This is a genomic window from Thiorhodovibrio litoralis, from assembly GCF_033954455.1.
GTDB classification, from domain to species: domain Bacteria; phylum Pseudomonadota; class Gammaproteobacteria; order Chromatiales; family Chromatiaceae; genus Thiorhodovibrio; species Thiorhodovibrio litoralis.
In genome coordinates this window covers 4217438-4242822 of record NZ_CP121473.1, presented here as the reverse complement: position 1 = coordinate 4242822, position 25385 = coordinate 4217438, and the positions used below count along the sequence as shown (strand labels likewise).

The 25385-nt window shown below is 61.8% G+C and carries 24 protein-coding genes and 1 tRNA gene; 10 read left to right on the top strand and 15 right to left on the bottom strand.

Features of this window, described 5'->3' with window-relative positions; all coding sequences use genetic code 11:
- Nucleotides 1-3: 3 nt before the first annotated feature.
- From Thiosp_RS19265 to Thiosp_RS19235, 7 genes are all read right to left on the bottom strand, one after another.
- Nucleotides 4-1083, bottom strand: a complete 1080-nt coding sequence (locus Thiosp_RS19265; RefSeq protein WP_201063264.1) for an XdhC family protein — start codon at nucleotides 1081-1083, stop codon at nucleotides 4-6.
- Nucleotides 1084-1153: 70 nt separating this feature from the next.
- Nucleotides 1154-3283, bottom strand: a complete 2130-nt coding sequence (locus Thiosp_RS19260) for a xanthine dehydrogenase family protein molybdopterin-binding subunit (RefSeq protein WP_201063265.1) — start codon at nucleotides 3281-3283, stop codon at nucleotides 1154-1156.
- Nucleotides 3284-3285: 2 nt separating this feature from the next.
- Complete coding sequence (locus Thiosp_RS19255; protein WP_201063267.1) at nucleotides 3286-3750, bottom strand: (2Fe-2S)-binding protein; 465 nt, start codon at nucleotides 3748-3750, stop codon at nucleotides 3286-3288.
- Between the two features lie 577 nt (nucleotides 3751-4327).
- Nucleotides 4328-4403: transfer RNA gene (locus tag Thiosp_RS19250), tRNA-Thr, on the bottom strand.
- A gap of 151 nt (nucleotides 4404-4554) precedes the next feature.
- Complete coding sequence (locus Thiosp_RS19245; RefSeq protein ID WP_201063269.1) at nucleotides 4555-5286, bottom strand: type III pantothenate kinase; 732 nt, start codon at nucleotides 5284-5286, stop codon at nucleotides 4555-4557.
- A gap of 46 nt (nucleotides 5287-5332) precedes the next feature.
- Entirely contained in the window at nucleotides 5333-6412 is a 1080-nt protein-coding gene (gene birA, locus Thiosp_RS19240) for a bifunctional biotin--[acetyl-CoA-carboxylase] ligase/biotin operon repressor BirA (RefSeq protein ID WP_201063275.1), read from the bottom strand.
- Complete coding sequence (locus Thiosp_RS19235) at nucleotides 6409-8337, bottom strand: M61 family metallopeptidase (RefSeq protein ID WP_201063277.1); 1929 nt, start codon at nucleotides 8335-8337, stop codon at nucleotides 6409-6411. Before Thiosp_RS19235 ends, birA begins: the two co-directional genes overlap by 4 nt.
- A 386-nt stretch (nucleotides 8338-8723) precedes the next feature.
- Between Thiosp_RS19235 and Thiosp_RS19230 the strand changes: the two genes are divergently transcribed.
- Nucleotides 8724-9467, top strand: coding sequence for a SanA/YdcF family protein (locus Thiosp_RS19230; RefSeq protein ID WP_201063282.1), 744 nt, complete (start codon nucleotides 8724-8726; stop codon nucleotides 9465-9467).
- Here the strand turns inward: Thiosp_RS19230 and Thiosp_RS19225 are convergent.
- From Thiosp_RS19225 to Thiosp_RS19195, 7 genes are all read right to left on the bottom strand, one after another.
- A complete protein-coding gene (locus Thiosp_RS19225; RefSeq protein WP_201063283.1) occupies nucleotides 9368-9898 on the bottom strand; it encodes a hypothetical protein in 531 nt (176 codons plus the stop codon). The genes Thiosp_RS19230 and Thiosp_RS19225 overlap by 100 nt on opposite strands.
- The gene (locus tag Thiosp_RS19220; RefSeq protein WP_201063284.1) at nucleotides 9892-10653 is read right to left on the bottom strand and encodes a 16S rRNA (uracil(1498)-N(3))-methyltransferase; all 762 of its coding nucleotides are present in this window, start codon (nucleotides 10651-10653) and stop codon (nucleotides 9892-9894) included. The genes Thiosp_RS19225 and Thiosp_RS19220 overlap by 7 nt, the downstream gene beginning before the upstream one ends.
- A 10-nt stretch (nucleotides 10654-10663) precedes the next feature.
- Nucleotides 10664-11098 carry a DUF423 domain-containing protein gene (locus Thiosp_RS19215; RefSeq protein WP_201063285.1) on the bottom strand — a complete coding sequence of 145 codons (435 nt, stop codon included), beginning with the start codon at nucleotides 11096-11098 and terminating at the stop codon, nucleotides 10664-10666.
- Nucleotides 11099-11198: 100 nt separating this feature from the next.
- The gene (gene pstB, locus Thiosp_RS19210) at nucleotides 11199-11945 is read right to left on the bottom strand and encodes a phosphate ABC transporter ATP-binding protein PstB (protein WP_242518210.1); all 747 of its coding nucleotides are present in this window, start codon (nucleotides 11943-11945) and stop codon (nucleotides 11199-11201) included.
- A 430-nt stretch (nucleotides 11946-12375) separates the two neighbouring features.
- On the bottom strand, nucleotides 12376-14082 hold the full coding sequence (pstA, locus tag Thiosp_RS19205) for a phosphate ABC transporter permease PstA (protein ID WP_201063286.1): 1707 nt from the start codon (nucleotides 14080-14082) through the stop codon (nucleotides 12376-12378).
- Entirely contained in the window at nucleotides 14075-15466 is a 1392-nt protein-coding gene (gene pstC, locus Thiosp_RS19200; protein WP_201063287.1) for a phosphate ABC transporter permease subunit PstC, read from the bottom strand. The genes pstA and pstC overlap by 8 nt, the downstream gene beginning before the upstream one ends.
- Nucleotides 15467-15637: 171 nt before the next feature.
- Nucleotides 15638-16684 (bottom strand): PstS family phosphate ABC transporter substrate-binding protein, encoded by a 1047-nt coding sequence (locus Thiosp_RS19195; RefSeq protein ID WP_201063305.1) that lies wholly within the window; start codon nucleotides 16682-16684, stop codon nucleotides 15638-15640.
- A 10-nt stretch (nucleotides 16685-16694) separates the two neighbouring features.
- Here Thiosp_RS19195 and Thiosp_RS19190 point away from each other — a divergent pair, with 10 nt between their 5' ends.
- From Thiosp_RS19190 to Thiosp_RS19150, 9 genes are all read left to right on the top strand, one after another.
- On the top strand, nucleotides 16695-16826 hold the full coding sequence (locus tag Thiosp_RS19190) for a hypothetical protein (protein WP_274607876.1): 132 nt from the start codon (nucleotides 16695-16697) through the stop codon (nucleotides 16824-16826).
- Between the two features lie 50 nt (nucleotides 16827-16876).
- Nucleotides 16877-18067, top strand: coding sequence for a glycosyltransferase (locus Thiosp_RS19185; protein ID WP_201063288.1), 1191 nt, complete (start codon nucleotides 16877-16879; stop codon nucleotides 18065-18067).
- A 123-nt stretch (nucleotides 18068-18190) separates the two neighbouring features.
- Nucleotides 18191-19291 carry a phosphotransferase enzyme family protein gene (locus Thiosp_RS19180; RefSeq protein WP_242518207.1) on the top strand — a complete coding sequence of 367 codons (1101 nt, stop codon included), beginning with the start codon at nucleotides 18191-18193 and terminating at the stop codon, nucleotides 19289-19291.
- Nucleotides 19292-19572: 281 nt separating this feature from the next.
- Nucleotides 19573-20325: an NAD-dependent epimerase/dehydratase family protein gene (locus tag Thiosp_RS19175; RefSeq protein WP_323696613.1), complete on the top strand. Its 753-nt coding sequence runs from the start codon at nucleotides 19573-19575 to the stop codon at nucleotides 20323-20325.
- 192 nt (nucleotides 20326-20517) lie between these two features.
- Nucleotides 20518-20919 carry a Rap1a/Tai family immunity protein gene (locus Thiosp_RS19170; RefSeq protein WP_201063291.1) on the top strand — a complete coding sequence of 134 codons (402 nt, stop codon included), beginning with the start codon at nucleotides 20518-20520 and terminating at the stop codon, nucleotides 20917-20919.
- Nucleotides 20920-21140: 221 nt separating this feature from the next.
- Nucleotides 21141-21377: a glycine zipper family protein gene (locus tag Thiosp_RS19165; protein WP_201063292.1), complete on the top strand. Its 237-nt coding sequence runs from the start codon at nucleotides 21141-21143 to the stop codon at nucleotides 21375-21377.
- 124 nt (nucleotides 21378-21501) lie between these two features.
- Complete coding sequence (locus tag Thiosp_RS19160) at nucleotides 21502-21795, top strand: YMGG-like glycine zipper-containing protein (RefSeq protein ID WP_201063293.1); 294 nt, start codon at nucleotides 21502-21504, stop codon at nucleotides 21793-21795.
- Nucleotides 21796-21932: 137 nt separating this feature from the next.
- Nucleotides 21933-23192 carry a permease gene (locus tag Thiosp_RS19155; protein WP_201063294.1) on the top strand — a complete coding sequence of 420 codons (1260 nt, stop codon included), beginning with the start codon at nucleotides 21933-21935 and terminating at the stop codon, nucleotides 23190-23192.
- A 220-nt stretch (nucleotides 23193-23412) separates the two neighbouring features.
- Entirely contained in the window at nucleotides 23413-23805 is a 393-nt protein-coding gene (locus Thiosp_RS19150; RefSeq protein WP_242518208.1) for a CBS domain-containing protein, read from the top strand.
- 67 nt (nucleotides 23806-23872) lie between these two features.
- Here the strand turns inward: Thiosp_RS19150 and Thiosp_RS19145 are convergent, their stop codons facing one another.
- Nucleotides 23873-25114, bottom strand: a complete 1242-nt coding sequence (locus Thiosp_RS19145) for a ribonucleotide-diphosphate reductase subunit beta (RefSeq protein WP_407702798.1) — start codon at nucleotides 25112-25114, stop codon at nucleotides 23873-23875.
- Between the last annotated feature and the right edge of the window lie 271 nt (nucleotides 25115-25385).

The window sequence follows — 25385 nt, the reverse complement described above, 5'->3', positions numbered from 1 at the left end:
GCGTCAGGCCTGGGCTGCTGTGCCAGCCGCAGCCGCAGCCGCAGCAGCCGCCGCCGCAGCAGCTGAAGCCGCAGCAGCTGAAGCCGTATCCGCAGACCCATCCCGATCCTTATCGGCAGGGTCTCGTTCGCGTTGTGCCAGTGGCGAGCCATTGCGCACCGCGACCAGCTCGGCGATGGCGGAGATAGCGATCTCAGCCGGGGTGCGCCCGCCAATGCCCAAGCCGATGGGGCCACGCAGGCGCGCCAATCGATGTTCCGGCACGCCGAGCGTGGCGAGTCGCTCGCGCCGCTGGGCGTTGCTGGCACGGGAGCCGAGGGCGCCGACATAGCCGGTGTCGGCTTGCAAGGCTTCGAGCAGGGCCAGGTCGTCCAGGCGCGGGTCATGCGCCAGGGTCATGACCGCGCTGCGGGGATCGGTCGCCTGTGCGAGCACCGCATCGTCGGGCATGGCGGTTTCAAGCCGCACGCCGGGCAGCGACCAGCTCGCCGGGTCCTCGATGCGCGGATCGCAGAGGATCACCTCGATATCCAGCGCCTGTGCCATCTCCGCCACCAGCCGGGCGATGGCGCCGTCGCCGATTAGCAGCAGCCGCCACACGGGACCGAACAGCCGCACCACGGCGCCTTCCTCTCGTTGCACCGCTGCCGTGTCGCGCGTGGCCGGTATCAAGCGGGTCGCACCGTCCGCGAGGTCGATCCGCCGGGCGATGCGCCGACGCTCGCAGAGGATGTCGAGGATGCTTTGAAGCGGTTGCGGATCGGTGAGCCGCTCGGCGAGCAGTTCGACCTGTCCACCGCAGGGCAGCGCGAAGCGCCGTGCCTCGTCAGCGGTCACGCCGTAGCGCAGGATTTCCGGCCGGGGCAGGGGGGGCGCTTCGCGCAGCCGCCGCGTCACTTCCTCCTCAAGGCAGCCACCCGAGATGGAGCCGACGCTGGCCCCGTCGTCGGCAAGCGCCCAGAGTGAGCCGACTGGTCGCGGCGAGGAGCCCCAAGTGCGCAGCACCATGACCAGATGGACGCTGCGACCGGCATTCAGCCAGTCGACGGCGGCCTCCAGGATCGCCTGATCCGCCGGGATCATCACGCGGCCATGACCAGATCATCACCGGATCGGATCATCGCCGAATGGCGATGGTCACTGGATAGGATCATCACAGGCGGATCGGCAGCCGGCGCACCGGCTTGCCGGTCAGCGCCAGCAGGGCATTGGCAACCGCCGGGGCAATCGGCGGTGTGCCCGGCTCGCCGACGCCGCCCGGTGAGGCGTCAGACTTGACGATATGCACCTCGACCGCCGGCATCTCGGCGATGTTGATCAGCGGGTAGTCATCGAAGTTGCCCTGCTGAACGCGGCCATTGCCGATGGTGATCTCGCCGTTCAGGGTAGCGTTCAGGCCATAGGCGATGGCGCTCTCCATCTGCGCCTCGATGATGGCCGGATTGACGATCTGACCGCAGTCGATGGCGCAGACCACCCGCTTGACCTTCACGGTCTTGTCCTCAAGCTCGACCTCCGCCACCTCGGCGCAGTAGCTGCCGAAGGCCTCGGCCACCGCGATGCCGCGCGCGCGCCCGTCCGGCAAGGGCGCACCCCAGCCGGCCTTCTCCGCCGCCAGCTTGAGGACACCGAGATGGCGGGGCTGCTTGGCCAGCAGTTCAAGGCGCAGTTCGTAGGGATCGCGACCGGCCGCGCGCGCCAGTTCGTCGAAGAAGGCTTCGGTGACAAAGGCATTCTGCGAGCTGCCGACCGAGCGCCAATAGCCGACTGGCACCGGCGGATTGACCATCGCATAGGTCACTTCCAGATTGTCGATGGCGTAGGGCAGGTTCTTAGCTCCCTCCACCGAGGAGCCGTCCATGCCACTCTCGCGCACTTGCGCGGAGTTGCGCGCGCGAATCGAAGGCCCGGCGATGCGATGACGCCAGGCCAGCGGCTTGCCGTCGCTGTCCAGCGCGGCAGCGAGCCGGTTGTAGGTCGCGGGGCGGTAATAGTCGTGCTGGATGTCGTCCTCGCGGCTCCAGATGACCTTGACCGGGCGCCCGGTCTGCTTGGCCAGACTGACCGCATCGCGCACAAAATCCTGCTCCGAGCGGCGCCCAAAACCACCGCCAAGAAAGAGCGTGTGCACCCACACCTTCTCTTGCGGCAGCCCGGTGATCTCGATCGCCGTCTGCTGGGTGCGGGTCTGCGCCTGGGTGCCGACCCAGACATCGCAGCCAGTTTCGCTAATCTCAGCGACACAGGTCATGGGCTCCATGCAGGCATGCGCCAGGTAAGGCACCTCGTAGGTCGCCTCCAGAGTCTTGGGCGCGTCCTTGAGCGCCTGGGCGACATCCCCCTCGCTGCGGGCATTGATGCCGCTGTCGACCGCCTGCTCGAACTGGCGCGTAATGGTCGCGCTGGAAAGTGCGCCATGGTCGCCGAAATCCCAGTCGATGCGCAGCTTGCCGCGCGCCTGCTGGGCCGGCCACCAGCCCTCGGCCACCACGGCCACAGCATCCTCGTGCAGCGGCAGCACATCCACCACCCCGGGGACTCGGCGCGCGCTCTCGGCATCGAAACCCGTGCGCTTGCCGCCGAAGACAGGGCAGCGTTGAACCACCGCCGTCAGCATCTTCGGGCGCTGGATGTCTTGCGCGAAGAGTGCGCTGCCATCGCACTTAGCCGGTGTATCCAGGCGCTTCTGGCGCGTGCCGAGCAAGGTGAAATCGCTGGGATCCTTGAGGAAGGCCGAGTTCGGCACAGGCTGTTTGGCGGCGTCTGTGGCCAACGCGCCGTAACTGAGACGGCGCCCGCTCGCCTCATGGATAATTTCGCTGTTGCGGGCGGTGCAGGCGTTCTCATCGACACCCCAGCGCTTGGCTGCGGTCGCCAGCAGCATCATGCGCGCCGCCGCGCCGGCCTCGCGCACCGGCGTCCAGAAGCCGCGCACCGCCGTGCTGCCACCGGTGAGCTGCTGGCCGATGATGGGGTTGGTGTAGGCCGCGTCAGCGGGGGCGAATTCGGCCCGCACCGCTTGCCAGTCGGCATCCAGCTCCTCGGCCAACAGCATCGGAATAGCGGTCATCACGCCTTGGCCCATCTCGGAACTGCCGACCACGGCGGTGATCTTGCCGTCAGGAGCAATACGCACCCAGGCGTTGGGCGCAAACTCATCATCGGCCACCGGCGCGGTGGCGGCCTCAGCGGCGGGGATGCGGAAGCCAATCAGCAGACCGCCGCCGGCTAGGGCGCTGGCGTGCAGACTGGTGCGCAGAAAAGTACGTCGTGTCATTTCCATGATCAGGCCTCCTCGCTCGCGATCTCAGCGGCACGCTTCACAGCGGCGCGGATGTCGTTATAGGTTCCGCAGCGGCACAGAACGCCGCCCATGCCCTGGTCGATGTCCGCATCGGATGGTTTCGGGTTATTCTCCAGCAGCGAGGCCGCAGCCATGATCTGACCGGACTGGCAAAAGCCACACTGCGGCACGTCCAGCTCCACCCAGGCCCGCTGCACCGGGTGATCGGCGTTCTCCGATAGGCCCTCAATGGTGACAATCTCGCGCCCAGCCACCGCCGACACCGGCGTGGAGCAGGAGCGGGTGGCGACACCGTCGACATGCACAGTGCAAGCCCCGCACTGGGCGATCCCGCAGCTAAACTTGGTGCCGGTCAGCCCGAGGTGATCGCGCAAGACCCACAACAGCGGTGTCTGCGGATCGACCTCGATCTCTCTTTGCTCGCCATTGACGGTTAATGTGATCATATTGATCTCGCAATTGGATGGACGTGAATCGGTTCGACAAAGCGCTTCACTCTCACACTAACGTGCCGAGTCGCGCCGATCAAGCGGGCCATCATCAAGCGGCCTCTGTTGCTGGTGGAAATGCTCCCTTGGAGTCCTAAACTCAGATACTGATTCTGATCGGCTGCGGCAGTTGAACCCGCTTCGTAAGGGATGCCAAGAGATGAAGCCAAGGAGGGTGCGCATGCAGTCGAGTTCCTGATGCGTCCGCCGATTGCGCGGTGATCAGGGAGCTTGGCTGGCGCGAATACAGAGCCCGACAATTGATCGGAAGAGCGAACTTCGCGCCGGGAAAAAATGCATGATCCTTGCGGCTGGCCTGCGCATGGCACCGTGGATCGCAGGCGAATTCCGCTCGGGGGTCGTTCGGTCTACCGGGATGGCCAACGCTCCGCAGCGTCCCCGGGATGGCTCGAGTCCCTGGTCGTCCAAAGGCTACCGAGGAAATTTCCTGGTCCTAGCCAGCGACAAACGGCTACCAGCAATGGTGAAGGCAAAAATAAAGGGTTTGCGGAATAACGCAAACCCTTGTTTTTAATGGAGCTGGCGGACGGATTCGAACCGACGACCTGCTGATTACAAATCAGCTGCTCTACCAACTGAGCTACGCCAGCGTTGGGCGGGGAGGGGACGCCTGGGGTGGGTGGCGGCTGATGCGCACTGGTGCGTCTTTCCCGTGGGGATGATTCTAGTCGAAAGGGGGCCGGGTCTGGAAGTGGGTTTTCGCAATTCTTCGTTTGGATGAGTTGTGGCGAGCGGATGTTTTCAGGGTTGCTGGACGATGCCTTGGAGGACTAGGTCGGGGTGGTGAAAGCTGGGGTGGGTGAGCAGGGGGCTCAGGCGTTCGGCGTCGCCGCCGGTGATGAGCAGGCGGGGGGTGGTTGCGGTTTGCTTGCGTAGTTGGTGCCAGAGACGGTCGGCGAGGGCGGCGGGGGCGTGGAGGCAGGCGGCGGCGATGCATTGACCGGTGTTGGTGCCCCAGAGGGTATTGTCCGGGTCGGTTCTGTCCTCGGGCGGGATTTGGGTGGTGCTGAAGAGTGTGGCGCGCAAGGCTTCGATGCCGGGGAGGATGTGGCCGCCGAGATGTTGTCCGTCCTCGAGTAGTGCGTCGAAGGTGATGGCGGTGCCGATGTGCATAATGAGCTTGGGACCGGGGTAGAGGCGATGGGCGGCGCAGAGCGATAGCCAGCGGTCGACGCCGAGCCGGCTGGGGTCGGGGTAGGCGATGCGCACCGGTGAACGGGCTGGGTCGATGTTGATGAACTGCGGCGATTGCTGCCACAGGGTCTGGCAGATGTTGGCGACGGCTTCTTTGACCGCTGCCGGGCCGACGTTGCTGGCGCGAACCGCCGTCACGCCTTCGAGCGACTCCCAAGCGGCGAGCAGGTCGATAGGCAGGGCGCCGTGATGGCGGGCGCGCTGCATGTCGGACAGGGCGGTTCCGTCCCACAGGGCCCATTTTATGCTCGTGTTACCGATGTCAATGATCAGGTGCATGGTCGAATTTGGAGGACTGCTTGGTTTTTTTCCGAATTATCAATGGCTAACGAGGCTGGGTGTCGGAGTTGTTGGCCGCTGCGCGGGTCGGGCGCAGACTGAACTCGCCGGCGGCGAAATGGCGGGTTTCGGTGCCGACTTGCAGCAGCAGGGCGCCATGATCGTCGATGCCGCGATAGATACCTTGGACCTGGTGCTCGCTCCAGTGCAGGCTCGCGGGTTGGTCTCGATAGCCGTCGAAACGCCGCCAGGCGTCGATGAAGGGTTTGGGGCCTTGATGCAGAAAGGAAGCGAGCAGTGTTGTCAGTCGCTCGATGCAAGCGGCGGCGATGGTATTGCGCTCCAGTGACTGGCCCTCGCATGCCTCGCGCACGTCGACCCAAGGCTGGTCGATGCTGTTGCCTGCGGTAGCGGGCATATTGAGGTTGAGTCCCAGACCAAGGACTGCGCGGCTGGGGCCCTGGGTTTCGCCGGCCACTTCGATCAGTAGCCCACCCAGTTTGCGTTCCTGCCAGTGGATGTCATTGGGCCATTTGAGTTGCACGCCTTTGACGCCAAAGGCTTCAACGGCTTGTGCGACAGTGGCACCCGCGGCCAGGCTGAGGGCGCCGAGTGCAGCGGGTCCGGTGTCGAAACGCCAGAGGATGGATAGGTAGAGGTTGGCTGCGAACGGAGAATGCCAGTTGCGTCCGCGGCGGCCGCGCCCAGCCGTTTGACGTTCCGCCAGCACGCAGGTGCCACTCGGAGCGCCCTCAGCGGCCTGTTCGAGTAGCCAGGTGTTGGTGGAATCGAGCTCTGCAAAGCAGTGAATTGGTCCAACCCGCTCCCGGACCGCTGGCGAGAGTGTGGCGTCAATTCGTTCGGCATTGAGTAGCTCAAGCGGGGTGGCAAGTTGGTAGCCTTGCCCCCTGGTGGCGAGAATCTCGAGGCCGAAGCGCTGGCTGGTGCGGCGAACGGCCTTCCAGACCGCGGCGCGGCTGATGCCGAGCTCGCTGGCCAGGGCTGCGCCTGAGTGACGCTGTCCGTCGGCGAGCCGACGGATCAGATTGGCTCCGGTGTCCAGGGTCCCTCGCGTTCCGTTGCGGACCAAGGTGGCGGGCTGTTGCCGAGAATCAGCAGGACTCATTGCTTGGGGCGGTCAGGAATGCGCGTGCCAGGCGATTGGAGATGGAGCCAGGCGGCACTGGCCTCCAAGTCGGTGGCCGGCGGGTCCGGCAACAGGATCAGCTCGCAGATCTCCGCCGGTGCGGGCTCTGGGACGAGCTCGAAAACGTGCAGCTCATCGCGGCGAAAGGCGTGCACGGTCACCGGCTTTCCGATCGGAAGACGGGCGAGTTGGGTCTTGATGGTATCGGCATCGACACGCAGGCCGTCGATAGCCACCAGCATATCTCCGGGCGCCAGGCCGGCTCGCTCGGCCGGACGGTCGTTGATGACGGCGGCGAGCTTGATTTCCGTGCCCTGTGCCTGCAGACGCGCGCCGATGGACGGGATCGGCTCGATCGGCGTTGGTTGGTCGCTGGCGCCGCCGAGGTCCTTGTCATGCTTGGCCGGTCGCAGATGCAGGGTCACACCGACGGACGCCAGCAGCGGCGTCAGGTCGAGGTCTTGGGTGTCATCGAGCGCTTGGGCAAAAAAGCTCTGCAGGTCGAGTCCGGTGACCTCCATGGCGAGGCGCTCGGGTTCCCGCTCGGGCACGCCGATGTCGCTGCGGCCGTTGCGTTGCCAGAGCGCGCGCATCACATCGTCGAGGCTCTGGTGGCCGTCCGTGCGATGGCGTATGGTCAGATCAAGCGCCAGCGCAATCAGCGCCCCCTTGACGTAATAGCTGACGATGGCATTGGGGGCGTTGGCGTCTTGTTTGTAGAATTTGGTCCAGGCGTCGAAGCTCGACTCGGCCACCGTCTGGCGCAGGCGCCCGGGGTCGCGCAGCACGCGGCTGATGCTGTTGGCCAGCAGGCCAAGGTATTCCTTCGGGCTGATCAGGCCGCTGCGCGCCAGGGCCAGATCGTCGTAATAGGAGGTGATGCCTTCGAAGGCCCACAGCAGCCGGGTATGGACTTCACGCTCAAGCCCCTGCTCGGCAAAGACATGCGGGCGAATGCGCTTGACGTTCCACAGATGAAAATACTCATGACTGCACAGCCCGAGAAACCGCCGATAGCCTTCAGAAATCTCGCTCTCGCCCGGCGCGGGCAGGTCGTCGCGCTTGCAGATCAGACTGGATGAGGCGCGGTGCTCGAGGCCGCCATAGCCGTCGCCCACCACCTGGGTGAGGAACAGGTAGCGATCGATGGGTAGCTCGCCGAAGAGCGCGGCTTGCTGTTCGCAAACTCGGGTGAGGTCGCGGCCCATGCGCTCAAGATCAGCACGCTGATGGCCGCTGATTGCCATGGTGTGCGGAATGCCGTGGACCTTGAATTCCACCAGTGCGAACCGGCCCATTTCCACCGGATGGTCGATCAGTTCGGCATAGTTCTCCGCGCGGTAGCGTCCAAATCCCCAAGCTGAAGCCCCGGCGCTGGGCATGCTGGTGGCGAGACGCCAATCGGTTGCGCAGGGGTCCGCCGGGCGTTCGATGTTGAGCTCGCAAGGCCAGTTTTCGCACCCGGCGACTTGCAGAAACAGGCAGGCGCCGTTGAAATAACCATGGGTATGATCCAGATCAGCCCCCCGCACGCTGAGATCGCCAGCGTAGACCTGGTAGCTCAGGCTGACGGTCCCGCGGGCGGCGGGCAGGTGCCAGGTCTGCTTGTCGCGTTTTTCGATCACTACCGGACCGGTCGCATCTTGCGCGTGCACTTTCATCAGATGGCGCGCAAAATCGCGGATCATGTAGCTGCCGGGAATCCAGGCTGGCAGGCTGAATGTCAGCGGACGTGCTTGCTTGATCTCGCCGCCTGCGCTCTTGTCTGAACTTTGCGCATTTGCTTCTTCGTCTCGCAATGCTGAAGGCTGTGGCAGTTCTGGAATGGACAGGGTCAGATCGAACAGATGCGCGTGTGGCCGTCGACTGGCGACACGGTAGCGGAGAATGCCGGATGCGGTCATGGTGATTGGATATGACTGAGACGCGTGCGCAGTGACTGCGCGGCACGATGATGTCTTGGGTGAGTGGGGTTGGCGCTGGTGGAGGAGCTGAATGTTGCTTCGGTCGCTGCGGCGATAGCCTGATCGGAGTCTTCTTGCAGTCTGACCCGACGTGATCGGGCGTCTGGCCGGGAGTTTAACCTGGAGTCTGAATGGAGCAGCAAACTTGTGCAACCGGATCAGCCGACAGGGCGGTTGTTCCGCGCCGCTGGAAGCTTTGGCGGAGGCTTGGGCTGGGCGCAGTCGGGCTTGCTGCGGCGCTGGTTGCTGCCGCGTTAATTGGCGACTTGTGGGTCTCTTGGCGGACTGCGCCCTGGGTCGCGCGCGATTTGTCGCAGGTAGAGCCAATGCCTGTGGCTTTGGTTCTTGGTACGGCGCGCCGCACGCATCGTGGGCGGCCCAATCAATTCTATCGTGCGCGGCTCGAGGCAGCCGCCGCGCTTTACCATCAAGGCCGGGTGCAGGGTATTCTGGTGAGCGGCGACAATGGCTCGCGGTACTACAACGAGCCCGAGGCCATGCGTCGGGATTTGATTGCACTGGGTGTTCCGGACGCGCATGTCACGCTGGATTATGCCGGGTTTCGCACGCTCGACTCGGTAGTGCGGGCCAAGCGGGTGTTTGGCTTGGAGCGGTTTTTGATCGTCAGTCAGAGCTATCATGTCGAGCGTGGTGTGTTCATCGCCCGGGCGCATGGGATTGACGCCTATGGCTATGCGGCCGAAGACCCTGGTGGTGCGGCCGGTTTTCGGGTTCGGCTGCGGGAGATTGGCGCGCGCGTGGTGGCGATCTGGGATGTGCTGAGCGGGCGCGAACCGAAGTTTCTCGGCGAGCCCGAGCCGGTGAAGGTCAAGGCGGACCCTGTCGATAGTCAGGGCTCTGAATCCGGGATGCCGAGTACGCGGTCTGACGCGACGACCGGTGGTCAGCCGGAGGTTGCGGATCGGCAGGCTGACGACGCCACTGGCGCTCTGCCGCATGCAGCGGAAAATCAGTCTGATGGACCGGGCGATTCCACCGCTGCGGCGTCTGTTACGCCGCCCAACAGCCCTGCGTCGACTTCCAGTTCAACGGCGGCGATTTCCCGGTAGATCAATGGCATGGGTGCCTGTTGACTGAGTGTTAGGATGCGGGTGCCAGCCGGGAAGATCAGATGGTAGCTCTGAAACAAATGCAGTGCTCCTTTGTTGGCGAGTATCCGCTGCAGCAGCTGGTAAACGGGTTCTGGCGCCCGTGCGGGCATCCAATAGTGTTGGCCGAGTTGCAGGGACTCTCTAGTGAGTCTCAGCCGTGGTGGTGGGTGGGCATGGCGTCCAAGCAGCAGGGCATAGAGCTGACGGCGAAGGCTCGTGTTTAAAATGAACCCGAGTTGGTTGGGGCCGATCAGCCAGCGCAATGCGTTATCCGGGTCCTCAATCAGCTCATGTTCGCCGAAGGCTTGTGCCCAGGTGCGAAAAAACGCGCTGTAGCGACGGATGCTGCGAGTCTCGGGCGGCGGATGTGATGGCCTGGCATTCAGCATCTGTCGGTCTCAGTGCGAAAATCGCCCCACAGGGCTTGCATTGCGGCGATAGCGGCAAGTGGCGCCGTTTCTGTGCGCATCACACGCGGACCCATGCGCACGGGAGTGAACCCTTTTGCGGTCGCAAGCGCGCGCTCATCCTTGGAGAGTCCGCCCTCTGGGCCGATGGCCAGAGATATCGGTGTGTCCGCGTGGGGCGCTGAGAGCCGATCGAGTGTCGCCTCGGCCCGGTGATCCAGCAACACACCGCCGGGGTGGTCGTGCGCGAGCCAGTCGGCGAGCTTGACTGGCTGATGCAGTCGCGGCAGGACGCGACGGCCGCTCTGCTCGCAGGCGGAGATGATGATGCTCTGCCAGCGCGTGACTTTGCGCGCGAGCCGCTCGCCGTCCAGCTTGACCACTCCGCGGCAAGTCCAGAGCGGGGTGAGTTCTGTCACGCCCAGTTCGACCGCTTTTTGAATGGCAAACTCCATCCGCTCCCCCTTGGAGACGCCGATGCCGAGATGAATCCGCAGCGCCGGTGCCGGCTCGGGCGGTCCGGCGGCGCCGACGCAGGCGATTAGGTTGGTGCCGCGCAGGTCTCGGATTTCCGCCGCAAAGTCGTGGCCGTGTCCGTCAAACAAAATAAAGCGATCGCCTCGGCGCAGGCGCAAGACATGTTGCAGGTGTTTTGCCGCGCCTGGTTGGAGCTCAATCTCGGTGTTGGCCGCCAAGGAGCGGTTTGTGTAAACACGGGAGAGACGCTCTTGTGACATTGGCCTGGGCTCAGTTCTGGTTGACTTCGCACCGCCAAATTGCAAACGCGAGCCCCAGCCAACCGAGGATCAGCGCGCTACCCCCAAGGGGCGTGACGGCACCCCAAAGACCCACACCGGTCAGCACCAGAAGGAAGAGGCTGCCGCTGAAAACAAGGATGCCGGCCAGCAGCAGATAGGCTGCGATGCGGGCAAAAGGCGCCAGAGCCAGGTCAGCGTTGCTGCGGAAGAGGGCGGCGAGCGCAAGCAGCGCGACACCATGCCAGGCAAGGTAGTCGCTTGCGGTGTTCCACACGGCGAGATGTTCGGGCGATACCTGACCCTTGAGTCCATGGGCACCAAAGGCGCCAAGCCCGACCGCAAGTCCTGCAAGCAGGGCACCGGCAATGCCAATGCGTCGTGACAACAGGGAGCTAGCAACTTGGGGTTTGGGCGGCACAGTCATGGGGGAATGATCCGTGCAACGCTGTCACTTGTCCAGTCGCCGCTTGTCCCGTCGCCCTTATTCCCAGACGCCCTTGCCCATAAGCGGGTCGGGAAAGCCTCTAACCAAAGCGGCCGGTGATGTAGTCCTCTGTCAGTCGGTGCTGGGGCTGGTTGAATATCTGCTCGGTGGTGCCGACTTCGATTAGATCGCCGAGATGAAAGTACGCCGTGCGCTGGGAGACGCGCGCGGCCTGCTGCATGGAGTGGGTGACGATGGCGATGCTGTAATTGGCGCGCAGCTCGTCGATCAGTTCCTCGACCTTCGCGGTGGCAATGGGATCGAGTGCCGAGCAGGGTTCGTCCATCAGTATGACTTCGGGCGAGACGGCGATGGTGCGGGCGATGCACAGGCGCTGTTGCTGACCACCTGAGAGCCCCGTGCCGGGTTGGTCGAGGCGATCCTTGACCTCCTCCCACAAGCCGGCCTTGCGCAGGCTGGTTTCAACAAGTTCGTCGAGCTCGGCGCGGTGATTGGTCAGACCATGAATGCGCGGCCCATAGGCAATGTTCTCGTAGATGGACTTGGGGAAGGGGTTGGGCTTTTGGAACACCATGCCGACCCGCGCGCGTAGAGGGACCACATCGATGTGCTTGGCGAGGATTTCCTGCCCGTCGATTTTAATCGAACCCGTCACCCGGGCAATGGGGATGCTGTCATTCATGCGATTGAGACAACGCAGAAAGGTGGATTTTCCGCAGCCGGAGGGGCCAATCATTGCGACGACTTCGTTGCGGCCGATGTCGAGGCTGACGTTGTTAATGGCCTGTTTGTCGGCATACCAGACGTCGACACCGCGGCATTGCATGCGCGGGCTGGGGCAGCTGATGTCGCCGAGGGTCTCGGAAAAGGCGTGACTTGCATCACGGCTGACGGGGGCCGCGGAGGCTTTGGTGTCTTGCCGTGGAAAGTCGGAGGCCTGAATGGCCGCGGCTGCGGAGGTATTCATCGCGAACTCTCTCGAGTCATGCTCTTTCGGCGCATTATCCATGATCGCCTCGGAAACATCGCTTGGCATTTTCCTGGGAGGATTATCACTCATCAGTGAGTATCCTTGCCTTGCGCATTGCCAAGGGAGGTGGATAAGGGGTATCGCCCGTGGTGGATCGGAGGATTGAGGCAATCCGTGAGTTTTGGTCTCGTTAAAGGTTCAATCATGGTGGTTGTGTCTACCATGAAACAGCCGTTTTCATACTCTGGGAAGGCCGGGATCATGGACGTCCGGTATGCTGCGCCCGTTACCAACGCCGCTCAAAGCGACGTCGCAACAGCACCGCGAGCAGATTCATCATGATCAAAAAACCCAGTAGCACCATGATGGCTGCCGAGGTGCGCTCGACAAAGCCGCGCTCGGGGCTGTCGGCCCAGAGGAAAATCTGCACTGGCAGCACCGTGGATGGGTCGGTGAAGCCGCCGGGAATGTCGACGATGAAGGCGATCATGCCAATCATCAGCAGCGGGGCTGTCTCGCCGAGCGCCTGAGCCATGCCGATGATGGTGCCGGTCAGCATGCCAGGCATGGCGAGCGGCAGCACATGATGGAACTGCGTTTGCAGCGGCGAGGCACCCACGCCCAGCGCGGCTTCGCGGATGGACGGCGGCACGGATTTCAGCGCCGCGCGGCTGGCGATGATAATGGTCGGCAGGGTCATGAGCGTTAGCACCATGGCGGCGACCAGCGGCGTGGAGCGCGGCACGCCGAAGAAATTGATGAAGACTGCCAGCCCAAGCAGGCCAAAAACAATGGATGGCACAGCTGCCAGGTTATTGATGTTGATTTCGATCAGGTCGGTCCAGCGGTTCTTGGGCGCGAATTCTTCCAGATAAATCGCGGTGCCGACGGCGATGGGGAAGGAGAACAGCAGGGTCAGCGTCAGAGTGAAGAGCGAGCCCATAAAGGCGCCGCCAATGCCGGCCAGTTCGGGTTCGCGCGAGGAGCCCTGGGTGAAGAACAGGCTGTTGAAGCGCTTTTTCAGCGCGCCGGCATCTTTCAGCGACAGCGCCCAGGCGATTTCCTGATCTTTCAACCGGCGCGCGCCTTGCGGGTTGGTGAGTTCGAGCAGCTCCCAGGTGCCGGGCGCGGAAGGCGCTTCGCTGGTCAAGGGGCGCAGAATCTTGCCGGTCACTTCGCGGTCGCTAATGGATTCGACCTTCACCAGCCCGCCATTAATGGCGACCAGATAGCTGGGCATCTCGGCGTCGAGCGTCTCGCGACTTCCCGCGGTATCGGCTAGGGATGGTTCCGAATCGGCGAGGTGTTGTTCGGTCTTGGCGCCCTTGTCGAGCGATTGGGCGTGCAGGGCATCCAGCACGATGCTGAAGTCAGACCCGTCGGAGGTGATTTGTAGCTCGCTCATGTCAGCGTCAGCGGTGACAGTCGCACGACCGCTGGTTTGCAGGTGCTTGATCGGCGTCGAGCGGCCTTTCATCAACATATCCAGGTCATCATTGGCGATCAGCCAGACCTTGCGTTCTTCGCCGATCCATTGGGGATGGCGGGTGATCATCTCGCGCAACTGCTGCGGCACGCCGGGGCTCAACAGGCCGTAGAGTTTGCGCTTGGCCGAGCGGCCCTTTACCTCGGGGAATGTGGCGGTTAGCGCATCCCGCGCGATTTTGAGGAAATTGACTCGAATCAGCGCTTTGTTGATCTCATTCGGAGTCAGTTTGCCAGCGCGGATCAGACCATCGGGATCGATGGCCTCGGCGTCGAACGACACCGGCAGCTCGACGTAGGTTTGCTGGAAGGCCGTGTAGCCATTGCCGATGATGCTGGCAAAGAGAATGGCAACGAACAGCAACCCAAGTGCGACGGCTATGGCACCCATGACCCGAAATCGTCGCTCGGCGGCATAGCGTCGCTTGAGGCTCGCATTGACAATGTCGATGGGCCGAGGCGCAGCGGGGCCGTTTCCGGCATCCGGTCTGGAAGATGGATTATTCATACTGCTCGCGATATTTGCGCACGATATGGAGGGCGATGACATTGAGCGCCAGGGTGACCACGAAGAGCGTCAGTCCTAGAGCAAAGGCGGCCAGGGTTTTGGCGCTGTCGAATTCCTGATCACCTGTCAGCAGGGTGACAATCTGCACCGTGACCGTGGTGACGCTGTCGAGCGGATTGGCCGTCAGGTTGGCCGCCAGGCCGGCGGCCATGACCACAATCATGGTCTCACCGATGGCGCGGGAAACGGCCAGCAGAACGCCGCCGACAATGCCGGGCAGGGCGGCGGGGAAAATGACCCGGCGGATGGTCTCGGACTGGGTCGCGCCCAGCGCGTGGGAGCCGTCGCGCATCGACTGGGGCACGGCGTTGATTACGTCATCAGAAAGCGATGACACAAAGGGGATGATCATGATGCCCATGACCAATCCAGCGGCCAGGGCGCTTTCTGAGGCAACGTTCAGCCCCATGCTTTCGCCCAGTTCACGGATGTAGGGCGCCACCGTGAGCGCCGCAAAAAAGCCATAGACCACGGTCGGGATGCCAGCCAGAATTTCGAGCAGCGGCTTGGCGATGCCGCGCACGGCGGGGGCGGCGTATTCCGACAGGTAAATGGCCGAGAACAGGCCGATTGGCACGGCGACCAGCATGGCAATGGCGGAAATCAGCAGGGTGCCAGTGAATAGTGGAATGGCACCAAAGGCCCCGGATGCGCCAACCTGATCGGCGCGCAGTGCGATCTGCGGGCTCCACTCGGTGCCAAAGAAAAATTGCGTCCAGGGGATTTCCTGGAAAAACAGAATGGACTCAAAAAGCACCGAGAGCACGATGCCAAGGGTGGTGATGATGGCGATGGACGAGAATACGATCATGACCACCAGCACGGCATTCTCGACCCGATTGCGGGCGCGGAAATCCGGCTTGGCGCGGCGCCAGGCCAGGGACATGCCGGCCAGCGCGGCAGCCAGGATCAGCACCCAGAGCGACATTTTCGCGATGCCCTGCAGGCGCGCGTAGTGATCGGCGGCAGCCTGGATGTCCTCGGTGATGGTGCCGGAGGTAATGTTCCCGGTAGCCAGGTTCTTGATGTCGTTGATAATCAAGCTGATCTGACCGCTCGACTGTCCAGCGGTGATGGAGTCTGGCAGATGGTCGATCATCAGCGCGGTGATGATGCGATCCTGCAAGCCGAACCAGGCCAGCAGAATCAACAGCGCCGGGATGCCGACCCAGAACGCCGCGTAATAGCCATAGTAGGCCGGCAGGGAATGGAGCTGCTTGATGCCGCTGACGCCCCCGACTCTCTGAATGGCCTGTTTGCGCACCAGGTGATAGGCCAGCGCCATGGCGACGAGGATCAGCAGTAGAAGCAGGGGCAGGGTCATGGCTGTTGGGTGCGGCTAAAAATAAGGACGCGACTGGCGACCTTGGGGTCGCCGGCCGCGCCGGTGTCAATCAACTGCGGATGCTGAGCGCGAAAGGGTTTTCGTGCTCAGCTCCCGGGCCTGGCGAAGATTCTTCAACCGACTCCGGGACTGCATCCGCTCGGGCAGCCCTTATTCCGGGCTCGACATGGGCGTCAGGCTCTGGGCGTTCTTGGCCATCTCGCCGCGCATGTCATCGTGTAGCGGAATCAGACCCTTGTCCGCCAGGTAACCGTCCTCGCTCCAGGCGGTGTCGCTGGTGAACTCGGTCACGTACTCCTCAATGCCAGGAATGGTCCCAACATGGGCGTTCTTGACATAAAAGTAGAGCGAGCGCGAGACCGGGTAGCTGCCATCGGAGATGGTGTCGAAGGTCGGCTCGATGCCGTCAATCTTGGCACCTTTGACCTTGTCGGCGTTCTGATCCAGGAAGCTAAAGCCGAAGACGCCCAGTGCGTCTGGATTCTTTTCGAGCTTCTGCACGATCAGGTTGTCATTCTCGCCGGCCTCGACATAGGCGCCGTCTTCACGGATGCCATGGCAGACCGCCTTGTACTTTTTCTTGTCTTCCTTCTTCATCGCCTTGATGGAGTCGAAGGTCTTGCAGCCACCTTCCATTGCCAGTTCGGCGAAGGCATCGCGGGTGCCAGACGTTGGCGGCGGACCCAGCACTTCGATCTCGACATCGGGCAGATCAGGGTTGACGTCCTTCCAGGTCTTGTAAGGGTTGGCGATCAACTCTTCTTCGTTCTCGGGGTTCGGAACGTCCTTTGCCAGCGCCAGGTAGATATCGCGCAGGGTCAGATCAAACTCAGGGGCGCTCTTGGCGTTGGCAATGGCGATGCCGTCATAGCCAATGACTACCTCGGTGATGTCCGCGACGCCATTTTCCTGGCACTTCTCGAACTCAGAGACCTTCATGCGGCGCGAGGCATTGGTGATATCCGGATGCTCGACTCCCACGCCCTCGCAGAACAGCTTCATGCCGCCGCCGGAGCCGGTGGACTCGATCTTGGGGGTGTTGAAGTTGGTCTTCTTGCCGAAGGTCTCGGCGACCACGGTCGCGAAGGGAAAGACCGTCGAGGAACCGACGATATAGATGTAGTCGCGCGCCGCCATCGCCTGCGAGGAAACGGCCATTGCACCTGCAATACTTGCTGCGATCAGAGTCTTTTTCATCATTTACTCCATGAGCTCCGTGAGCCAGTTGACAAAAGCAGCAGGCATTGTGGCGGTCGGAGATGGCGATTTTATGACTGAAATGTTGCGAAATGATGACGACGGCTGGCGCGGGGCGGACGCAGGTGATGATGGAAATTGAGCATTCATTGTGGTGTCATTTCTGATTTAGGACGGAGTCTGAGCCGGGCCATGCGCGTTTTGATGATTTCGGATGTCTATTTCCCTCGGATCAACGGGGTCTCGACGTCCATCCAGACCTTTGCGCGGGAATTCTCCGCCGCTGGCCACCAGGTGACCTTGATCGCGCCAGACTATGGCGCGCAGGGCAGCGAACCTTTCGAGGTGATTCGCATTCCGTCGCGCTATCTGCCGTTTGACCCTGAGGACCGCATTCTGCGCTGGGGCCGACTGCGGGCGCATGAGCCCATGCTGATTCAGGCAGGCTTCGACCTGCTGCACGTTCACACGCCGTTCGTCGCCCACTATGCCGGCTTGGCTCTCGCACGGCGCCTGGGTGTGCCGGTGATCGAGAGCTATCACACCTTCTTCGAGCAATATCTGGACAAGTATGTCCCGTTGGTTCCGGGTGCCTGGCTGCGTCATGCCGCGCGGCGCTTCTCGAGCAGTCAGTGCAGGGATGTCGATGGGCTGGCCGTGCCGTCGCAGGCGATGCTGAAGGTGTTGCGCAGTTACGGAATTGAAACCCAAGCCGAGGTTGTGCCCACCGGCATCGAGCTGCAACAGTTTAGCCAGGGCGACGGGAGTCGGTTCCGGCGTCAGCACGGCATTCCAGCCGAGCAGCCGTTATTGGTGCATGTCGGGCGTCTCGCATTCGAGAAAAATGTCGAGTTTCTGCTGCATGCGATGGCAAGGATCAAACAGCACTGTCCCGATGCGCTGCTGGCCATTGCGGGCGAGGGGCCGGCAAGAAATATGCTCAAGGCACTGACGCGGAAACTGGGTTTGACCGATCAGGTTCGCTTTGTTGGCTACCTGCAGCGCGATGGCTCGCTGGAGGACTGCTATTGTGCCGGAGATGTCTTTGTTTTCGCGTCGCGGACAGAGACCCAAGGACTGGTGCTACTGGAGTCCATGGCTCTTGGCACCCCCGTGGTTTCAACGGCCGTCATGGGCAGCGCCGAGGTGTTGCGCGATGGTGAAGGTTGCCTGATCGCCGAAGAGGACGAGGACGCCTTTGCGCGCCAGGTGGTGCGGCTGCTCACAAACACCGAACTGCGGGCAACGCTCGGCAAGCGCGCGGTCGCTTACGCGAAGGACTGGTCCGCGCCGGCGATGGCAAGGCGCATGCTCGCCTTCTATGGACGGGTGATTGAAGCGCGCAATGCCGCTCGATCCGCCGGGGAGGTGCCCGTTGGTTGATGCATCAGTGATAAGGCATCAGCTGTCCACCACTGCGAGGCAGCGGCGATGACGGAGGATCAGGTCACAGGCCGGACTGAGTCCGGGTCGGCTCTTGATTCAGCCCTTGCGCTAGCGAAGGACATGGCGGTTCAGTTCCCGGTGTGTCAGCAGATTCAGGCTGTGAATCCGCTTGGGAACGGGCTGATCAATGCCACCTTCGCGGTGCAGGCCCGCGGTGGGCATTTTGTTCTTCAGCGAATCAACTCAGCGGTATTCCCCAATCCGCCTCTGATCATGGCGAATCTGGCACGCTTGCAACACGCAGCGATGGAATCAGGTCTTTCGGCGCCGCGACTGCCGCGCCTCTTTCAGCCTGGCAACGGATCGCTTTGTGCGCGGGATCGAGATGGGCATTACTGGCGGTTAATGGAGCGCATTGAGCATGGCGTTCCGCTTACGCGCGTGGAAAACCCTGCGCAGGCAGCCTCGATTGGCCGCGTCCTCGGGGTCTTTCACCGTTTTGGCGCTGATCTCGCGGTGACGGATTTTCACATCACTCTGCCGCAGTCCCATGACACCCTTGGTTATCGATCAGCATTGGACGCTGCGCTTGCCGCTGCGCCGGATTTTGCCCCTGGCGGTGATGCCGTGGCGGCTGGTCTGGATGCAATCCCCGGCCTCGATGCACTCATTGACCAAGTGCGCGCGCGCGACCCGGTGCTGGGGTGTTTGCGTGACGCGCGCGATGCCGGACTGATCCACAACACTCTGGTTCATGGCGACCCGAAGCGGGACAATGTGCTGTTCGATGCCGAGGGACGCCAGGCTCTTTGTCTGATCGACCTCGATACGGTCCAACCTGGACTCATTTTGCACGATATCGGTGATTGTTTGCGCTCCTGCTGTAATCCCGCCGGCGAGAGCAGTCGTCCAGGGCAGGTCAGCTTCGATGCACACCTTGCCGCAGCGCTCCTTCGCGGTTATGCCGAGGCGGCCCCAGGCCTGCTTCGCAAGAGCGAGATCGAGCTTCTGTTCGACGCGGTGCGACTCATCCCGCTGGAGCTCAGCATCCGTTTTCTGGTCGATCACCTGCGCGGTGATCGCTACTTTCGGGTACGTTATCGCGGCGAGAATCTTGAGAAAGCCAAGGCGCAACTGGCGCTGGTGGCTGACATTGAGCGTCAAGAGAAGCAGTTGCGCGATCTCGGACGCTGTTTCGATGCTGATGCTAGCCGACCTTGACCTGCCGAGATTTATTAGCCGACCCTTAAAAGACCCGGGGTGCGCCTTGGGTTTCGCGCAACAGCTCCGATCTGTTAACCAGTGGTCTCGATAGAGTGGGGGAAAACTTGGAGCGGACGATCATTCTCGGTTGCGGTTATGTTGGCCAACGGCTGCTGCGCTCTCTGGTCGCACCTGATCAGGCGATAGGCGAAAGTGAACGAACGCCAGACCAGGGCATAATCGGTGTGGCGAGATGCAAGGATACTCTGGCGGCAATCGCAGCGGCGGGAGGCCAGCCGTTGCAGCTTGACCTGGATCTCGATCCGAATGCTGATCTGGATAAGCAAGCGCTTGACTCCCTCCCCACCAAGGGGGCGCTGGTGTTTCATTTCATCCCTCCACCACCGGATGGTGAGGAAGACCCCCGCACCGCGCGCTTGATTGAGCATTTCGCGCATCACGGACATCCGCGGCGCCTGATCTACATTAGCACCACTGGCGTCTATGGCGATTGCCAGGGGCAATGGGTCGATGAGGCCTGGCCTTTGCGGCCGGGCGCAGCGCGCTCGCAGCGGCGCGTCCATGCCGAGCAGCAGTTGCAGGTTTGGGCCAAGGCGAGCGGGGCTGACCTCATCATTCTTCGCGTTGCCGGGATTTACGCGGCCGATCGTCTGCCGCTTGAGCGCATCCGCCAGCGCGCGCCAGTGGTCAAGCCAGAACAGGCACCCTGGACGAATCGCATCCATGCCGCCGATCTCGTCGCCGTTTGCCTGGCAGCTGCAGGGCGTGCTCCCGCCGGTGCGATATATAACGTGTGTGACGGGCATCCGAGCACCATGACGGATTACTTTTTACGCGTGGCACAGGCCGCTGGTCTTCCGCCACCGCCGCAGATTGATTTGCAAGAAAGCGATGGCCAGCTTTCACCAGGCATGCTCTCCTATTTGCGCGAGTCGCGGCGGCTCGACAACAGGCGCTTGCGCGAGGAGCTCGGGGTTATTTTGCGCTACCCTGATCTCGCCGCTGGCTTGGCTGAAGTGCGGGCCGCGTGACAACAATGCTGAGTTGCGAACAGCATCGCGGTTACAGATGCTTGCTCGCTTTGGCACTACCGCAAGCGGGACGGGATTGTTAGACTCGCCTCGCGATCCCGACTATTTATGAGCGTCTGTGCTTGATCGTCGATGGTCACGGATACTCTGGTCCATGCTGATGTCCTAACCTTACTTTTAAGGAACTAAACCATGAAGATTTCGTTCTACTCACTGCATGCTGCCACGGCTGTCGCCGCGGTCTTGTTGCTATCCTCTCAAGCGGTCTTGGCAACCGATCCAGAGGACTTTGGGTTCGACACAACGGAAGATTTGTACGAAGTCTGCTCAACTCCTGTGGATGTGCCCGAGCATGTGCCGGCCGCACTGGCTTGCCGGGCATTTATCGAGGCGACTGTGCAGTACCACGATGAAGTCGTCGACCGCCAGAATCTGAAACGACTCGTCTGTTACAACGAGACTGTCACCATTGAAGACGCCCGCCAGGTCTTCATCGAATGGGGCGCAAAGAATCGGAAGGATAAGAAACTGAGAAAAGAGCAGCCAGTCGTCGGTTTGATGCGCTCACTCTCGCAGGCTTACCCTTGCCCATAGCCCTTGCGGTGAAACAGCAGCGTCATCCTCCGGGATGGTGCCGCACCATGACGGTTAGCAAGGCTCAGACCCGCATTTTTCTGCACCGAAAACGGGCCGTCGGGCGATAGATTCGCAAATGGCGGTTTGCCCCCGGGGTGCTGGGGTCTGTGCGAAAGTAAAGGTAATTTATTGATTGATCGCGGCTGGCTTAGGCGCGATTCACACGAGGTAGCAAGAGAATGAAACAGTCTTCTTTGATTGCTGTGACCGCAGTCCTGGCAATTGGTGTATCGGTGTCGGGCTGTGGTACCACCACCGGCTCGAGAGCTGGCAGTGGCGCGCTCATGGGCGCGGCAGGTGGTGCTCTGGTTGGTTCGCTGTCCGCGAACGCGGGTGCGGGCGCGCTCATCGGTGCCGGTGCCGGTGCGCTCGGTGGTTACCTCTACGATCAGCACGAGAAAGGCTATATCGACTAAATGTGATGCCTGCGAGTTTTAGTCGCAGGCGTTACTCTTGGCTGATACCACTGCAGCAGTTTCCGTTGCGCAACTGTTTTCGTGCTTCTTTGCTTGAAGATGTCTCCAAACTGACGAGGTTTTTATGGGAATTCGAAAAAACCAATTTTTGCTCGCAACCATCGCCGTCTTGACGCTGGTGCTGGCAGGCTGCGCCGGCCCACGCAGCGGAGAACGTGTTCTTGGTGGGGCTGCACTGGGCGCAGCGGCCGGTGCTGCAGTAGGGTCGGAAAGTGCCAATGCAGGTAAGGGCGCCGCGATCGGAGCCGGCATCGGCGCTCTCGGAGGCGCCATGTATGATGCTGATCAAAGGAGCACCCATAGAAGGCCGCCGCCGCCTCGCTACCAGCAGCAACCCTATCGGGGACCGCGGGGCTAAATGCTGTTCGGTGAGGGTCTACCTTCTGGTCTGACCCTTCTGACCCCAAGGCCTTTGGAGACCCCAAAGCCTTCTGATCCGTGTTGCGGATGTGTCGATAACAGGCGCTGGGGCGCTTGCCTTGGGAATGAGTCGGCATGCTGAGTTTTCTCCAGATACTTTGGCAGATCCTGCTTGAGCTGTCCCCGTCGCTGTTGCTCGGGCTGCTCATTGCGGGGTTAATGCATGCCTATATGCCCGATGGGTTCGTTCATCGTGGATTGAGTGGAAACGATTGGCGCAGCGTCACCCGGGCCTCGCTGATTGGTGTTCCGCTGCCTCTTTGCTCCTGTGGCGTCATTCCAACCGCCCTCGGTCTGCGCAAGGAGGGTGCATCTCCTGGCGCCACAACATCCTTCCTGATCAGTACGCCGCAGACGGGCGTTGATGCGATTCTGGTCAGTGCTGCTTTTCTTGGTTGGCCCTTTGCCATCTTCAAGTTGATTGCGGCTTTCGTGACTGGCATCGCGGGTGGCGTGCTGACCAATCGCTTGGTGCCCCGACGGGATGGTCTTGGGCCTGAGAGCGAGGCAGATAGCCAGTGTGGTGCACAGGATGGCAAGACGCGCGGTTTGTGGGGTGCGGTGCGTTATGCGGTCTTTGATCTGCTTGGCGCGATCGACAGATGGCTGATTTTTGGCATTCTCGCCGCTGCCTTGGTGACGGCACTGACTCCCGAAGACTTCTTTGCCAGCCAGGCATGGTCGAGCGGCCTGCTCGGCATGCTGGTGGTGCTTGCGATCTCGCTGCCGCTTTACGTCTGCACCACCGCCTCGGTGCCCATTGCCGCTTCTCTGATTGCAGCGGGCTTGCCGGCCGGGTCAGCGTTGGTGTTTCTGATGGCCGGACCGGCAACCAATGTCGCGACCATTGGCGCCGTCTATCGCACACTGGGGCCGCGCGTGATCACCATCTATCTGGCGACTGTGATTCTCTCCAGCCTGGGCTTCGGGCTGATGTTCGATCAGTTGCTGAGTGTCGACCTTGGCGCCGGCCATGCGCATGGCGAGCATGGTGGTTGGCTTAACTATCTTTCTGCAATTTTGCTGCTGGCTCTGCTCGGGTTTCTTGAATTTCGACGCCAGCGCCAGCGTCAGATGGAGCGAGAAGCCGCAGCTCGCGTTGAAAGTGGAAATCAGGGCGGCATGGTGTTGCAGGTCGGCGGTATGACTTGCGGGCATTGCGTGGCGAGCGTGAAAAACGCCCTTGAGGCTGTTGATCAGGTGGAAGAAGCGATACCGGAGCTGAGTTCAGGGCGCGTGAGGCTCCGGGCCGCCGAAGGGGTGCGTGCTGACGCCCTGCGCGAAGCCGTCGAGCAGGCAGGATTTCAGCTCAAGGCGTTGAATCAAGAAACCTGAGCCGGCGCTCCGGGTGCGTCGCGGGCTGGTACCTAGCTTCATTTGGAGCCAGAATACTAGGCGTCAGAGCGGACAAGAGGGTGGGGTCGAGTCAAGCAGGCGCGAAATGCCCGTTATGCAACCTAGATTCCCGTCATGCAACTTTGCCCGTTTCATCTCCCGGTGACTCCAAGCGGTTTCTTAACCCATGCGCGCATCTAACCAGAAGATCAGAGATCTGATGACCACCCCCGTGGTGACTGTCGAAATGGACGACACTCTGGGGGTGGTCAAAAATATCTTTGACAACACCCATTTTCACCACCTCGCGGTGCTTGAAGAGGGCAGGATTTTCGGCGTCTTATCAGACCGCGACCTGTTCAAGGCGCTCAGTCCGGGCGTCGGCACGCCAGCGGAGAGCAATCTGGACCGTGCCGGGCTGTCGCGCCGAGCTCATCAGGTCATGTCCCGACAACCGGTGGTGATCGAGCAGAATCAGGGCATCGGCGACGCCCTGCGGTTGTTCGAGGACCACCATGTCTCCTGCCTGCCCGTAGTCGATCAAGACAATGCTCTGGTTGGCATCCTGACCTGGCGCGATCTGCTGCAGGCGATGCGAAAGCTGGTGGATTGAAGGCCGTTCCTCGGAGCGTCCCGCTGTCAGGGAGGTCGCGGCCGATGACCTTCAATCTCAGGGCAGCTCAGTCCCAGGACAGGGTGCCTCCGGTCTGATATTCGGTTACTCGGGTTTCAAAGAAGTTCTTCTCTTTTTTCAGGTCCAGCACTTCGGACATCCACGGGAAGGGATTGGTGGCGCCTGGGTACTGCTCCGACAGGCCGATCTGGGCGCAGCGGCGGTTGGCGATGAAGTGCAAGTATTCCTCGAACATAGGTGCGTTGAGTCCCAGCACGCCGCGCGGCATGGTTTCGTGGGCGTACCGGGCTTCGAGTTCGACGGCCTCGGTGATCATGTCGCTCAGTTCCTGGCGGAAGGTCTCGGTCCACAAGTGTGGGTTTTCAATCTTGATCTGATTGATTACGTCGATGCCGAAGTTCATGTGCATGGATTCATCGCGCAGGATGTATTGGAACTGCTCGGCAGTACCAGTCATTTTGTTGCGCCGCCCCATGCTCAGCACCTGCACAAAGCCAACGTAGAAGAAAATCCCCTCGAAGATGATATAGAAGGCCACCATTTCGCGCAGTAGACGGCGATCATTGGCCGGGGTGCCGGTTTTGAAATGCGGGTCGGCGAGATACTGGGTAAATGGCAGCGCCCATTCGGCCTTGCGTGCGACCGAGGGCACCTCGCGGTACATATTGAAGATTTCGCCTTCATCCAGCCCCAGGCTTTCGACCACGTATTGATAGGCATGCGTATGCAGCGCCTCCTCGAAAGCCTGGCGCAGCAGATACTGCCGGCATTCTGGGTTGGTGATGTGGCGATAGACGGCCAGCACCAGATTGTTGGCCACCAGGGAATCGGCGGTCGAGAAAAAGCCCAGGTTGCGCTTGATGATGGTGCGCTCGTCCTCGGTCAGACCATTGGGGTCTTTCCATAGGGCGATGTCCGCGTTCATATTGATTTCTTGCGGCATCCAATGGTTGGCGCAGGCATCCAGGTATTTCTGCCAGGCCCAGTCGTATTTGAATGGGACGAGCTGGTTGAGGTCGGCATTGCAATTGATGATGCGCTTGTCGTCAACACGAATGCGGCCGGCCCCCATTTCCAGGTCTTCGAGCCCAGTGGCGCCGCCGGCGGGTTGCCGGTCTGTCTCAGCCTTTGGCTCCTGGTTTGCGTTGGGATCGAGCGCGGCTGATTGTTCCTGTTCCGCTCGCGCATCCAAGGGCTGCCAGGCGCTGTTATCCTCATCGGGTAGCAGGGAGGCTTGGGACGGAAGCGGATTCGGGTTGACCACGGGCGCAGCGCCGGCGGTGGCCATCAGGGCGCTGTTTTCGACCAGGCCCAAGCCGGGGCGGGGCGTTGGAGCCGCTGAAGTGATCTCTCGCTCACCATTGCGGGAGCTCTCTTCATGACTCCATTCTCTGGTTGCATCTTTGCTGCGCGCCGGGATATCCGCATCCGGATAGGAAGCGGCGTCGAAGGGCGGTGGGTTCTGTTTTGATTGAGATTTCAGATCGGCAAGGGGGTCTTCCCAGTTCAGCATGGTTGGGGTCTCCTGGGCAGTGGCTAGTAGTCGGTAGTTTTGGGCT